10 protein-coding genes are annotated in these 13677 nt (G+C 72.4%); 7 read left to right on the forward strand and 3 right to left on the reverse strand.

The genetic code is table 11. The features are described from left to right. Nucleotides 1–55 precede the first annotated feature (55 nt). The 3 genes from OHB56_RS28120 (at nt 56) to nudC (ending at nt 6233) form a co-directional block, all read left to right on the forward strand. Nucleotides 56–3709 carry a UvrD-helicase domain-containing protein gene (locus OHB56_RS28120; RefSeq protein ID WP_406356345.1) on the forward strand — a complete coding sequence of 1218 codons (3654 nt, stop codon included), beginning with the start codon at nt 56–58 and terminating at the stop codon, nt 3707–3709. A 10-nt stretch (nt 3710–3719) separates the two neighbouring features. After that, on the forward strand, nt 3720–5132 hold the full coding sequence (locus tag OHB56_RS28125) for a dipeptidase (RefSeq protein WP_406356347.1): 1413 nt from the start codon (nt 3720–3722) through the stop codon (nt 5130–5132). A gap of 144 nt (nt 5133–5276) precedes the next feature. Further along, on the forward strand, nt 5277–6233 hold the full coding sequence (gene nudC, locus OHB56_RS28130; protein WP_326754648.1) for an NAD(+) diphosphatase: 957 nt from the start codon (nt 5277–5279) through the stop codon (nt 6231–6233). Nucleotides 6234–6410: 177 nt separating this feature from the next. Here nudC and OHB56_RS28135 read toward each other — a convergent pair whose 3' ends face one another. After that, nucleotides 6411–6653, reverse strand: a complete 243-nt coding sequence (locus tag OHB56_RS28135) for a mycoredoxin (protein WP_326754649.1) — start codon at nt 6651–6653, stop codon at nt 6411–6413. A 236-nt stretch (nt 6654–6889) separates the two neighbouring features. Here OHB56_RS28135 and OHB56_RS28140 point away from each other — a divergent pair, with 236 nt between their 5' ends. The 4 genes from OHB56_RS28140 to OHB56_RS28155 all read left to right on the forward strand — a co-directional run bounded on the left by OHB56_RS28140 (nt 6890) and on the right by OHB56_RS28155 (nt 10446). Further along, on the forward strand, nt 6890–9127 hold the full coding sequence (locus tag OHB56_RS28140) for an ATP-dependent DNA helicase UvrD2 (RefSeq protein WP_406356349.1): 2238 nt from the start codon (nt 6890–6892) through the stop codon (nt 9125–9127). A 143-nt stretch (nt 9128–9270) separates the two neighbouring features. Beyond that, complete coding sequence (locus tag OHB56_RS28145; protein WP_326754651.1) at nt 9271–9585, forward strand: hypothetical protein; 315 nt, start codon at nt 9271–9273, stop codon at nt 9583–9585. A gap of 172 nt (nt 9586–9757) precedes the next feature. Next, complete coding sequence (locus tag OHB56_RS28150) at nt 9758–10126, forward strand: WhiB family transcriptional regulator (RefSeq protein WP_055573144.1); 369 nt, start codon at nt 9758–9760, stop codon at nt 10124–10126. Next, entirely contained in the window at nt 10123–10446 is a 324-nt protein-coding gene (locus OHB56_RS28155) for a hypothetical protein (protein ID WP_326754652.1), read from the forward strand. Before OHB56_RS28150 ends, OHB56_RS28155 begins: the two co-directional genes overlap by 4 nt. 412 nt (nt 10447–10858) lie before the next feature. Here OHB56_RS28155 and OHB56_RS28160 read toward each other — a convergent pair whose 3' ends face one another. Continuing rightward, a complete protein-coding gene (locus OHB56_RS28160) occupies nt 10859–12391 on the reverse strand; it encodes an ABC1 kinase family protein (RefSeq protein WP_406356351.1) in 1533 nt (510 codons plus the stop codon). Then, complete coding sequence (locus OHB56_RS28165; protein WP_406356352.1) at nt 12384–13610, reverse strand: ThiF family adenylyltransferase; 1227 nt, start codon at nt 13608–13610, stop codon at nt 12384–12386. The genes OHB56_RS28160 and OHB56_RS28165 overlap by 8 nt, the downstream gene beginning before the upstream one ends. Between the last annotated feature and the right edge of the window lie 67 nt (nt 13611–13677).

Raw genomic sequence — 13677 nt, forward strand, 5'->3', positions numbered from 1 at the left:
GGCAGGTGAGGGACGGTACGGCCTTTTTGTCAGCGGCCGCCGCTAGCCTCTGCATGTGCATGCACGCATCAGCGATCCCGAGCAGCTCAAGGAGCTCCTCGGGATCCCTTTCACTCCCGAGCAGACGGCCTGCATCATCGCGCCGCCCGCTCCTCAGGTGATCGTGGCCGGAGCGGGCTCCGGCAAGACGACGGTGATGGCGGCACGCGTGGTGTGGCTGGTCGGCACCGGCCAGGTCGCCCCGGAGCAGGTGCTCGGCCTCACCTTCACCAACAAGGCCGCCGGCGAACTCGCCGAACGCGTCCGCAAGGCGCTGATCAAGGCGGGCGTCACCGATCCGGACACCATCGACCCGGACAACCCGCCGGGCGAACCGGTGATCTCCACCTACCACGCCTTCGCGGGCCGCCTCCTGACCGACCACGGGCTGCGCATCGGCCTCGAACCGACCTCCCGCCTCCTCGCCGACGCCACCCGCTACCAGCTCGCCGCGCGGGTGCTGCGCGAGGCCCCCGGCCCCTACCCCGCCCTCACCCGCTCCTTCGCCGACCTGGTCGGCGACCTCCTCACCCTCGACGGCGAACTCTCCGAGCACCTCGTACGGCCCGAGGACCTGCGCGGCCACGACACCGAACTGCTGCGCACCCTGGAGAACACCAAGCTCACCAACGCCGACCTGCGCAAAGTGCCCGAAGCGGCCGCCGCGCGGCGCGAACTCGCCGACCTCGTCCTGCGCTACCGGGCCGCCAAACGCGAACGCGACCTGCTCGACTTCGGCGACCAGATCGCCCTCTCGGCCCGGCTCGCCCGGATCCCCGAGGTGGGCCGCGTCCTGCGCGACGAGTTCCGCGTGGTCCTCCTCGACGAGTACCAGGACACCTCGGTCGCCCAGCGCGTCCTCCTCGCAGGCTTGTTCGGCGGGGGCACCGGCCACCCGGTCACCGCCGTCGGCGACCCCTGCCAGGCGATCTACGGCTGGCGCGGCGCCTCCGTCGCGAACCTCGACGACTTCCCCGAACACTTCGCCCGGGCCGACGGCGGCCCCGCCACCCGCCAGTCGCTCAGCGAGAACCGCCGCAGCGGCGGCCGCCTCCTGGACCTCGCCAACGGCCTCGCCGAGCCCCTGCGGGCCATGCACGCGGGTGTGGAAGCCCTCCGCCCGGCCCCGGGAGCCGAGCGGGACGGCACCGTCCGTTGCGCCCTGCTGCCCACCCACGCCGAGGAGCTCGACTGGATCGCCGACTCGCTCGCCCACCTCGTACGCACCGGCAAGGAGCCCGGCGAGATCGCCGTCCTGTGCCGCACCGCGACCGACTTCGCCGAGATCCAGAGCGCCCTCGTCGCCCGGGACGTACCCGTCGAGGTCGTCGGCCTGTCCGGGCTGCTGCACCTGCCCGAGATCGCCGACCTGGTCGCCGTCTGCGAGGTCCTCCAGGACCCCGGTGCCAACGCCTCGCTCGTCCGCCTGCTGACCGGCCCCCGCTGGTGCATCGGCCCGCGCGACCTCGCCCTCCTCGGCCGCCGCGCGCGCCTGCTCGTGTCCCACGCGCGCGTGGACGGCGAGGACGACCCCGACCGCCGCCTCGCCGAAGCCGTCGAGGGCGTCGACCCGTCCGAGGTGATCTCGCTCGCCGACGCCCTCGACACGTTCCTGGAGACCCCGCTGGACGGCCACGGGGACGACGACGGGCTGCCCTTCTCGCCGGACGCGCGCGTGCGGTTCGCCCGGCTGGCCGCCGAACTGCGCGACCTGCGCCGCTCCCTGGCCGATCCGCTGATGGACGTCCTGCACCGCGTCCTCGCCGTCACCGGCCTGGAGATCGAACTGTCGGCGTCCCCGCACGCCCTGGCCGCCCGCCGCCGCGAGACCCTCTCCAACTTCCTCGACATCGCCGCCTCCTTCGCCGCCGGGGACGCCGAGGCCGGCCTGCTCGCCTTCCTCGGCTTCCTGCACACCGCCGCCCAGTACGAGAAGGGCCTCGACAACGCGCTGCCCGGCGGCGAGAACACCGTCAAGGTGCTCACCGCGCACAAGTCCAAGGGTTTGGAGTGGGACGTCGTGGTCGTCCCCGGACTGGTCACCGGCACCTTCCCCAGCGGCCAGGGCCGCGAGAAGTGGACCGCGCAGGGCAAGGTCCTGCCGCACGAACTGCGCGGCGACGCCGACACCCTGCCCGACATCGAATCCTGGGACTCCCGGGGCCTGAAGGCCTTCCACGAGGCGATGAAGGACCACCAGCACACCGAGGAGCTCCGCCTCGGCTACGTCACCTTCACCCGCCCCCGCTCGCTGCTGCTCGGCTCCGGCCACTGGTGGGGGCCCTCCCAGAAGAAGCCGCGCGGGCCGTCCGCGTTCCTCCGGGCCCTCCACGACCACTGCGCCGCCGGGTACGGCGAGATCGAGGCATGGGCGGACGAGCCCGCAGAGGACGACGAGAACCCCGCCCTGCAGCGGGCCACCCAGGACCAGGTGTGGCCCCTCCCGCTGGACGACGACGCCCTCGCCCGCCGCCGCGCCGCCGCCGACACCGTCCTGGCCCACCTCGAGAGCCTCGCCGGCCACCCCGACGATCCTCCCCCGGCCGTACACGCCGCGGACCCGTACGACGACCCGGACTGGCCCCTGCCCCCGGACGACGAGGACCTCCCGCCCGACGACGTCGACCCCTTCGCCGACGACGCGTCCGGCGAGGGCGACTGGGACTCCTGGACCGCCGACCGCCCCACCGGCGGTCTTCCGGCCGACCGCCGCCCCGCCATTCCGCACCAAGCGACGGCCCCGGAGCCCGCCGGGCCCCCCGGCGTCCCGGAGCCCGCCGGTCGCCCCGGCGCTCCGGATCCCACCCGACGCGTGGGCCCCGCGACCCCGGAAACCGCGACCCCGGAAACCGCGGCCCCGGAAACCGCCACGCCCCGCCTCACGCCGGAGGAGGCCCGCACCGTCGCCTCCTGGGACCGCGACCTCGACGCCCTCGCCGGCGAACTGCTGCGCGCCCGTGAGAGCGTCACCGAGGTCCTGCTGCCCCCGTCGCTCACCGCGTCCCAGCTGCTGCGGCTGGCCGCGGACCCGGACGGCTTCGCGCGGGAGCTGGCCCGCCCCATGCCCCGCCCGCCCCAGCCGGCCGCCCGCCGCGGCACCCGCTTCCACGCCTGGGTCGAGGCCCGTTTCGAGGAACTGACACTGCCCCTGCTCGAACCGGACGACCTCCCCGGCAGCGAGGCCGAGATCGCCGACGAGCAGGACCTCGCCGCCCTCAAGGAGGCCTTCGAACGCACCGTGTACGCCCACCGCACGCCCTACCGCGTGGAGGCCCCCTTCCAGCTGGAGATCGCCGGCCGGGTCGTCCGCGGCCGCATCGACGCCGTCTACCGGCAGGACGGCAGCGACGCGGGCGGGACCGGGGCCGGGACCGGGGACGGCGACGGCGACGGTGCCTCCGCCGGCGCCGGGACGACGTACGAGATCGTCGACTGGAAGACCGGCCGCAGCCGCACCGCCGACCCGCTCCAGCTCGCCGTCTACCGGCTCGCCTGGGCCGAGCAGCAGGGCGTTCCCCTGGAGTCGGTCGGCGCCGCCTTCCTGTACGTACGTACCGGCGAGGTCGTACGCCCCGACGCGCTGCCGGACCGCGCGGCCATCGAACGGCTGCTCCTGGAGGAACCGTCCGGTGAGATACCGCACTCCGAGGACACCCCCGCGGGCCGATAGGCTCGAGTCCATGAGCCAGCCCGTTGACAGTGCCGTCAGCGCCGTCCGTACGTACGTCGAGCAGCACCGCGCCGCCTTCCTCGACGACCTCACCGAGTGGCTGCGCATCCCCTCGGTGTCGGCCCAGCCCGATCACGCACCCGACGTGCGCCGCAGCGCCGACTGGCTGGCCGCCGCACTCACCGCGACCGGCTTCCCGACCGCCGAGGTCTGGCCGACCCCGGGCGCCCCCGCCGTCTACGCCGAATGGCCCTCCTCGGACCCCGGGGCGCCCACCGTCCTGGTCTACGGCCACCACGACGTGCAGCCCGCCGCCCGGGAGGACGGCTGGCACAGTGAGCCCTTCGAACCCGTCGTCCGGGACAACCGGATGTACGCGCGCGGGGCGGCCGACGACAAGGGCCAGGTGTTCTTCCACACCCTCGGTGTCCGGGCCCACCTCGCCACGACCGGCCGCAGCGCCCCCGCAGTGCACCTGAAGCTGCTGATCGAGGGCGAGGAGGAATCCGGCTCACCCCACTTCCGGACCCTCGTCGAGCGGCACGCGGACCGGCTCGCCGCCGACGTGGTGATCGTCTCCGACACCGGGATGTGGTCCGAGGACACCCCCACCGTGTGCACCGGCATGCGCGGCCTCGCCGAGTGCGAGATCCGGCTGCACGGCCCGGACCAGGACATCCACTCCGGTTCCTTCGGCGGCGCGGTGCCCAACCCGGCCACCGCCGTCGCCCGCCTGGTCGCCGCGCTGCACGACGAGCACGCGCGCGTGGCGATCCCCGGCTTCTACGACGGCGTCATCGAGCTCACCGACCGCGAACGCGAACTCTTCGCCGAACTGCCCTTCGACGAGCGGGAGTGGCTGCGCGCCGCCTTCTCCCACGCCACCGCCGGCGAGGCCGGATACAGCACCCTAGAGCGCGTCTGGGCCCGCCCCACCGCGGAGGTCAACGGCATCGGCGGCGGCTACCAGGGCCCCGGCAGCAAGACGATCATCCCGTCCTCCGCCATGGTCAAACTGTCCTTCCGGCTGGTCGCGGGACAGGACCCCGACCACATCGAGAAGGCCGTCCGCGACTGGGTGGCCGGGCGGATTCCCGACGGCGTCCGGTACGAGATCGCCTTCAGCCCCGCCACCCGCCCGTGCCTGACCCCGCTGGACCACCCGGCCCTCAAGTCCGTGGCCCGCGCCATGGGCCGCGCCTTCGGCACACCCGTCCGCTTCACGCGCGAAGGCGGTTCCGGACCGGCCGCCGACCTCCAGGACGTGCTCGGCGTCCCCGTGCTCTTCCTCGGCATCTCCGTCCCGTCCGACGGGTGGCACGCCCCCGACGAGAAGGTCGAACTGGACCTGCTCCTCAAGGGCGCCGAGGCCTCCGCACATCTCTGGGACGACCTCGCCGAGCACTGGCAGCGCGTGCCCTGAACGCTCTCGGGCCGTCCGACCCGTGCCGCCCGCGCGGGGCACACTGGAAGCGCCCCGCCGCCGCGCGCGCCGCCGGGCCAGGTCGTCTCCCGCCCGTACGACCCGCCGAACCGACCGCCGATCCCATCCGTTTCACCGGGGGAGTTGGAAGCACCCGTGACCACCTGGACCGACCACACCGCCGACCGCCCCGTCTCGCTCACCGCCCCGAGCGGCATCAACCGCGCCGCCCACCACCGGCTCGACGAAGCATGGCTCGCGGCGGCCTGGAGCCACCCTTCGACGCGCTGCTTCGTGGTCTCCGGCGGCCAGGTTCTCATCGACGAGACGGCCGACGGCCGCACCGAACTCGTCATGACGCCCTCCTTCGAGGCGCCGCTCACCGAAGCACACCGCTATTTCCTGGGCACCGACGAGGACGGCGTCAGCTACTTCGCCCTGCAGAAGGACGCCCTGCCGGGCCGCATGGACGAATCCGCCCGGCCGGCCGGCCTGCGCGAGGCGGGCCTGCTCCTGTCACCCCGTGACGCGGGCCTGATGGTGCACGCGGTCGCCCTGGAGAACTGGCAACGGCTGCACCGCTTCTGCTCCCGCTGCGGCGAGCGCACCGTCATCGCCGCGGCCGGCCACATCCGCCGCTGCCCCGCCTGTGGCGCCGAGCACTACCCGCGCACCGACCCCGCGGTGATCATGTCCGTGATCGACGACCAGGACCGCATCCTGCTCGGCCGCCAGGTCCACTGGCCCGAAGGCCGCTTCTCGACGCTCGCCGGCTTCGTCGAGCCGGGGGAGTCCATCGAGCAGTCGGTGCGCCGCGAGGTCCACGAGGAGGTCGGCATCACCGTCGGCGAGGTCGAGTACGTCGCCAGCCAGCCCTGGCCGTTCCCCTCCAGCCTCATGCTGGGCTTCGTCGCCCGCGCCACCTCGACCGAGATCGAGGTCGACGGCGACGAGATCCACGAGGCCCGCTGGTTCTCCCGGGACCAACTGGGCGCCGCTTTCGAGTCCGGCGAGATGCTCCCGCCCTACGGCATCTCGATCGCGGCCCGTCTGATCGAGCGCTGGTACGGCAAGCCCCTCCCGACCCGCGGCGCCTTCTGACCCGTACCGCCTTCTGACCCGTACCGCCTTCCGGCCCGCGGCGCTCCCGGCCCGCACCGCCTTTCGCCCCCCCCGGTGCCCGCTGTACAGCGAAAGAGCGGGGTGGGCGTCCCACGACCAGGCCTTGACCAGGCCCTCGGTCAGGAACGCCCACCCCGCTCCGGGTGAACCGCTCGCTCAGACGCCGATCTTCTGCTTCACCTGCGCCAACGACGGGTTGGTGAGCGTCGAACCGTCATGGAAAAGCACGGTGGGGACTGTCTGGTTCCCGCCGTTCGCCTTCTCCACGAAGGCCGCGGAGTCCGGGTCGTGCTCGATGTTGATCTCGGTGTACGCGATGCCCTCGCGGTCCATCTGACCCTTCAGACGGCGGCAGTATCCGCACCACGTGGTGCTGTACATCGTCACAGTGCCCGGCATGTCTCTCGCGCTCCTTCGGCGACTCGGGGAAGTCCTCGCTGAGGAGGAACGTACTTGAAAGCGCCACCATTCCCCGGGCCGTGCCCGCCCCACCCGCGTGACGTGATCTCCGCCCCACCTGCGTGACGCGAGGCCTGCCGCACGAGGACGTGATGCCGGTCGCATTGGTACGACTGCGAAGGCGCGCCTGTGGACAACCGGCTCAGCCGTCTCCGGCGACCTGGCAGCATGGCTGTGTGACAGCAGCAACGCACTCCCCTCTCTTCCCGCGGGTACCGGACTCGGCCGACGCGGTGCTCGAAGGGCTCGACCCCGAGCAGCGCGAGGTCGCCACCGCCCTGCACGGCCCGGTGTGCGTGCTGGCGGGCGCCGGTACCGGCAAAACCAGGGCGATCACCCACCGGATCGCCTACGGGGTACGCGCTGGGATCCTCCAGCCCTCCAGCGTGCTCGCCGTCACCTTCACCAACCGCGCCGCCGGGGAGATGCGCGGGCGGCTGCGCCAGCTCGGCGCCGCGGGGGTCCAGGCCCGCACCTTCCACTCGGCGGCGCTCCGCCAGCTCCAGTACTTCTGGCCGAAAGCGGTCGGTGGCTCCCTGCCCCGGCTGGTCGACCGCAAGATCCAGCTCGTCGCCGACGCGGCCGCCGCCTGCCGCATCCGGCTCGACCGGGGCGAGCTGCGGGACGTCACCGCCGAGATCGAGTGGTCCAAGGTCACCCAGACCGTTCCCGCCGACTACCCGCCCGCCGTCGCCAAGGCCGAGCGTGAGGCACCCCGGGACCCCGCCGAGATCGCCCAGCTCTACGCCGCCTACGAGGACCTCAAGCGGGAGCGGGGAGTCATCGACTTCGAGGACGTACTGCTGCTCACCGTGGCCGTGCTCCAGGACCGCCAGGACATCGCGGAACAGGTCCGGGCCCAGTACCAGCACTTCGTCGTCGACGAGTACCAGGACGTCAGCCCGCTCCAGCAGCGGCTGCTGGAGCTCTGGCTCGGCGACCGGGAGAGCCTGTGCGTGGTCGGGGACGCCAGCCAGACGATCTACTCGTTCACGGGGGCAACGCCCGACCACCTGCTCGACTTCCGTACCAAGCACCCCGGTGCCACCGTGGTGAAACTGGTCCGTGACTACCGCTCGACCCCTCAGGTGGTCCGCCTCGCCAACGGGCTGCTCGCCCAGGCACACGGCCGGGCCGCCGATCACCGGCTGGAACTCGTCTCCCAGCGCGGCCCGGGGCCCGACCCCGTCTTCATCGAGTACACCGACGAACCCGCGGAGGCCGAGGGCGCCGCGCGCCGGATCGGCGAACTGATCGGCGCCGGTGTCCGGGCCAGTGAGATCGCCGTGCTGTTCCGCACGAACTCCCAGTCCGAAACCTACGAGCAGGCCCTCGCGGACGCCGGAGTGCCGTACCAGTTGCGGGGCGCCGAGCGCTTCTTCGACCGCCCGGAGGTGCGCAAGGCGGGCAGCGCCCTGCGCGCGGCGGCCCGCTTCGGCGGCAACGACAGCCTCCTCGACGACGTGGTGGACCTGCCCTCCCAGGTACGTGCCGTGTTGTCGGGCGAAGGCTGGACGGCGCAGCCGCCGGCGGGTTCGGGGGCGGTGCGGGAGCGCTGGGAGTCCCTGGCCGCTCTGGCGAACCTCGCCCAGGACTTCGCCGCCGCGAAGCCGGACGCCACCCTCGCCGATCTCGTCGCCGAACTCGACGAGCGGGCGGGCGCCCAGCACGCCCCGACCGTGCAGGGCGTCACGCTCGCGTCGCTGCACTCGGCCAAGGGCCTGGAGTGGGACGTGGTCTTCCTGGTCGGTGTCGCCGAGGGCATGATGCCGATCACCTACGCGAAGACCGACGAACAGATCGAGGAGGAGCGCCGCCTCCTCTATGTAGGTGTCACCCGGGCCCGGGAGCGTCTCCATGTCTCCTGGTCGCTCGCCCGCTCGCCCGGCGGGCGGGCCAACCGCCGGCCCAGCCGTTTCCTCGACGGGCTGCGTTCCGGCTCGCCGGCGGGCCGCGGCGGCGCGGCCGGCAGCGGCAGCGGAGCCATGGGAGGTGTGGAGCGTGGTGTGCCCGGAAGGGCGACCGCCGTCTCCGTGGCCCCGGAACCGAGACGCAGGCAGCGCAGCCCCGCCCGCTGCCGGGTCTGCGGCCGCACGCTGACGGACGCGGGCGAGATGAAGCTGATGCGCTGCGAGGACTGCCCCTCCGACATGGACGAGGGTGTCTACGAGCGACTGCACGACTGGCGGGGTGAGCAGGCGCGGCGCAGTGGTCAGCCCGCCTTCTGCGTCTTCACCGACAAGACGCTGATGGCCATCGCCGAGGCCGTCCCCGAGGACCCGCCGGGGCTCGCCCGCATCCCCGGCGTGGGCAAGCGCAAGCTGGACCGCTACGGGGCCGACGTACTGGCGATCTGCGCAGGGACGGAGCGCAGGACAAAGATCAGGACTGATTCCAACTCGTCGGGAAAATAGTTTGCGCATGCCCCGGGAATCCCCATAGGTTCTTAGACACGAGAGCAGCGGCCTTCTCGGAGGCCCTGATTCCGTGTTGTACTTGCATATCCGTCGGACCGGCTGACCCCGGTCCCCCGATGCGCCGAGAGGAGGCGAGTCCTGTGATCAACATCAACACCAGCTCCATCGTGAAAATGACCGATCGCTCGGCCGTCTCCCTGTGCATTCTCGGCGCCTCGAATCAGGGCACCGGTCTGTCCGGCATCTCTGCCGCACGTCCGGCGTCCTCCGTTGCTCCTGCGGGCCTTGTCGTCCGTGAGCGCGATGAGCGACCGATCAAGGCACTGGAAGCGGTAGAGGCACAGGCGAAGGCCTATGCCTTCGCGGCAGCCGGTGCCGGATTCCGGGAGCAGACGACGCAGCACCACCTGATGTGGGCCTTCCGTGGGCCAGAACCCTGGAGTGATCCAGCCTGATTCGATCAGGCCGGCGCCTTCAGGGCCGCGGAACCCCATCCGGGATCCGCGGCCCTTCTGTTTGTCCCCGAACGGGGACGACGGACCGAAGCGCCTCGGGGCAGGACAAGAACCCGGTACCAGCCGCCACCCGGCCCACCGGCCGGAAACGACCAGACGAGGAAGACGAACCGTGCAACTCGAAGCGCACGCCCCGTCCGTACCGCCTTCCGACACGATCCCCAAGCCCGGCTCCACGGAGGACCCGACCTTGACTCCGCTCACCGCGCTCACCGCGCTCGACGACGCCATCGAGAACCTCGGCGTACCCGTCCCCTGCCGTTCCTACGACCCGGAGGTCTTCTTCGCCGAGTCGCCGGCGGACGTCGAGTACGCCAAGTCCCTCTGCCGCACCTGCCCGCTGATGGAGGCCTGCCTCGCCGGCGCCAAGGAGCGGCGCGAGCCGTGGGGCGTCTGGGGCGGCGAGCTGTTCGTCCAGGGCGTCGTTGTCGCCCGGAAGCGGCCGCGTGGCCGTCCGCGGAAGAACCCGGTCACGGCATGAACACCCCAGGAACGATCGACCGCCCCCTCACGCACGAACCCCAGAAGCAGGCCCCGATGACGCCGACCGCCGACGAGCCCGCAGGCTCCGCGACCGAAGACTTCACCACCCGTGGTGCGAACGACTCGCGCCAGAACAGGACCCGTGAGATGCAACTCATTCCAGAAGCCCTGGCCCGTGCGCATATGCACGAGCGCCTGCACGAGGCCGAGCAGGAGCGTCGGGCGGCACGCCTGATGACCGCTCGCCGGATGCAGCGCCGCGCCGAGCGCGCCTCCCAGCGTGCCCGCCGCGCACTCGCCATGGCCGTCATGCAGTAACCGATCCAACCGATCCAACCGATCCAACCGATCGAGTCGATTCGACCTTCGAGTCGCCCCAGCCCGTCGTGGCTCTCCCCGCGGGGGCCGGTCCGTGCCGAACGGACCGGCCCCCGCGGTACGTTGCGCCGAGCGGGCCGTCCGGTACGGCATGGTCGTCACCCGGTGACGAGCCATTCCGCAGGCGGAGACGGAGACGGCGGCTGCCGCTCGGCCGCGGAACAGACGCACCGGAGGTGCGCCCGCTGCGGTGCGACGGCCGAGGGCCCGCTGCCGCCCCGGACCCTTTCAGCGGGGAGCGGCGCCCGTCGGCACCCCTGCGGGGCCTCTTCCCTGGAGCACCTGCGGGCGATCGAGGGCCGCCTGGACGCACAGTGGTGGTGACCGTGGGCGCGGTCCGGATCGGTGTCCCTCACGCCTGCGCCGCCGACGCCTCCTCGGCCGGTTCGACCGCCTCGTCCCCGGTGGCCGCCTCCGAAGGCTTCCCCTCCGCTGCCTTCCTCGCCGCGGACTTCCCCTTCGCGGGCTCCTTCACCAGGATCTCGTCCACCGCCTGCCTCGGCACCAGTTCCCCTGCTTGCCCTGCTTCTCCTGGTGCCGCTGCTTCCGCTTCCTCCGGGACGAACCCCGGCAGCCACTCCCGCAGTTCGTCGCGCAGCCGTACCGTCCCGCCCAGTTGGCACAGCACACCGATCGTGCTCAGGGTCACCCGGTGGATCAGCAGATACGCCGGGGGAAGGTTGAGCTGCTTGGCCAGCTGGTAGGCGGGGGAGCGGGGGTCGCCGATGCGGGCGGCCTGGCCGCGCATCCAGCCACGGGTGAACGTGAACGCCTCGATCTGCGCCGGTTCGATGATCGGCAGGAGGTACGCGAGGACCGCGTCGGGATCCAGCTCGACGGTCTCCCTGATGAACCCCTCCGCGCACAGCATCTCGTAGACGGCCTCCGCCTCGCCGTCCAGCGTCATCCGCAGTGCCTCGCCGATGGGAGCGGGCAGTCCGCCCGGCAGCCGGTCGACCGTGCCGAAGTCCAGCACACCCAGACGCCAGTCGTCCCCACCGCCCGGGCCGCCGGGCAGCAGACGGAAGTTGCCCGGATGCGGGTCGGCGTGCAGCAGCCCGGTGCGGGCCGGCCCGGAGAACAGGAAACGGGCGAGGAGCTGACCTGCCCGGTCCCGCTGTTCCTCCGTACCGTCCGAGATGATCTCCGACAGCGGTACGCCGTCCATCCACTCGGTGACCAGCACCTGTTCGCACTGGTGGACCACCGCCGGTACGACGACATCGGGATCGTCCGCGAACTCCTCGGCGTGGGCCCGCTGGGCCTGGGCCTCCAGACCGTAGTCCAGCTCCTCCGCGACCCGGTCCTTGAGCTCCGCGATCAGCGGCTTGATGTCCATTCCGGGAACCAGCGGACCCAGTAGCCGGGCGAACCGGCTCAACTGGTTCAGGTCGGACAGCAATGCCTTGCCGGCGCCCGGATACTGCACCTTGACCGCCACCTCACGGCCGTCGTGCCACACCCCATGGTGCACCTGGCCGATCGAGGCCGCGGCGGACGGCTTGTCCTCGAACTCCAGGAACAGGTCGGGCCAGTCCTCGCCGAGCCGCTCCTCCAGCACCGCGTGCACGGTCCGGGTCGGCATCGGCGGGGCCGCCTCCTGGAGTTTCGTCAGCGCCGCACGGTAGGGTCCGGCGATCTCCTCCGGCAAGGCCGACTCGAAGACCGACAGGGCCTGGCCGAACTTCATCGCACCGCCCTTGAGCTCTCCGAGCACCTTGAACAGCTGCTCCGCGGTGCGCTGCTGCACCTCGCGGCCGACGATCTCGGCGGACTCGCCCACGATCCGCTTGCCGAGCCCCCAGGTCGCCCGCCCGGCGAAACCGAGCGGGAGCGCGGCCAGTTTGGCGGTCCTGGTGACCGCCTTCCGGGGAAGATCAGACATGAGCCCTCCAAGTCCCTGCCGGCCGCTCCGCGTCCGCCTGACGGCACACCTTCCTCGACGGCCCGTGCGGGGTCATTGTCTCGTGCGTCCGGTCGTGTTCGGAGGTCCGCTCCGACTCCGTTCCCGCCGCGTTCTGATCCGCCGCTCCGCACGGACACCCGGGATGCGCCCCGACCGGCCGCGCATGCCAGTGCAGACCCGGGAGCGAAGCCTCCCAGCGGGCACCGGCACTGGACGGAACATGGCCGTCCAGGAAGGCGAGCACGTGGGCACCGGCCAGTCCGGCCACGGTCGCGGCCAGTGACAGATCGCAGGCTCCCACCCGGCGCTGCCGCCCGGAACGCCACTGGGCGACCATACGCGGCCAGGTCGGATCCCGGTCGGTCCTGTCTTCCTGGAGACAGCCCGCGCAGCCTGTCTCACCGGGCAGGACGAGCGGACCGACGAGGCCGGTCGCCTCCACCACGCCCACGTAGAGGTGGGGTGTCCCCGAGGCCATCAAAGGCTCGGTCCCCGCCGGGTCCGGGGTGTGCACGGCGACGTCGTCCCGCGGAGCGACGATCACCAGGGAGAACCCGGGGGCGCCCTCCTCCGGAGAGGACTGAGCGGTCCGACGCGGCGGCCGGTCCGGTGCGGCCCGGCGCACCACACGGCGGGCCGCCTCGTGCCTGCGGTCGCCGACGGCTTCCGGGGGCAGCCCGCCCGGCGCGACGTCCCAGGGCTCGACCCGACCGATGTCGCGCACGTCGACCTCACCCACCCCGGCCCCGGACAGCAGCGCCGCCAGCATCGAGCCGACCCGGCCCGCGCCCCTCACCTGCACCCGGGCTCCGCGGCGCGCCGCGAGCCGTCCGAGCGCGTCGCCCGGCGCGGAAGTGGTCAGGGTCAGCGAGGCCAGATCCGGACGCAGCCGGTCGAGGACCTCCCGTTTCTCGCGCAGGGCGTCGGCGGCCGGGCCGCCGCCCCGGGAGTCGTCGAGGAGCCCGGCCCGGGACAGCCGGGCCACGAGCCGGTCGACATGACCGTCGGGCAGATCCATCCGCAGGCCCTCTTCGCGCAGACGATCGAGCCCACAGGTGCCGTTGAGCAGATCGAGGAAGCTGCCCGTCGCCGTGTCCATCGGTCCCAGGGTCAACGCGTGCGCGGGTGTCATCCCGAACTGCACGGTGTTGAGGTCGCGCCAGCCGCGCCGGAGCGCCGGCTTCACCATCGGATGCATGTCAGGTCCCCGTATCTCCCTGAACGGCTGCCGCTCGAACGGCTGCCGTAGTACCGTCGCCCACCCG

The organism is Streptomyces sp. NBC_01635, assembly GCF_045209715.1.
Taxonomy (GTDB): Bacteria; Actinomycetota; Actinomycetes; order Streptomycetales; family Streptomycetaceae; genus Streptomyces; species Streptomyces hirsutus.

What these genes read in the sequence shown, in the direction of transcription:
- OHB56_RS28125 (WP_406356347.1), top strand. Translation starts at nt 3,720, where the DNA reads ATGAGCCAGCCCGTTGACAGTGCCGTCAGCGCCGTCCGTACGTACGTC.
- OHB56_RS28135 (WP_326754649.1), bottom strand. Translation starts at nt 6,653, where the DNA reads ATGCCGGGCACTGTGACGATGTACAGCACCACGTGGTGCGGATACTGC.
- OHB56_RS28155 (WP_326754652.1), top strand. Translation starts at nt 10,123, where the DNA reads ATGAACACCCCAGGAACGATCGACCGCCCCCTCACGCACGAACCCCAG.
- OHB56_RS28160 (WP_406356351.1), bottom strand. Translation starts at nt 12,391, where the DNA reads ATGTCTGATCTTCCCCGGAAGGCGGTCACCAGGACCGCCAAACTGGCC.
- OHB56_RS28165 (WP_406356352.1), bottom strand. Translation starts at nt 13,610, where the DNA reads ATGCATCCGATGGTGAAGCCGGCGCTCCGGCGCGGCTGGCGCGACCTC.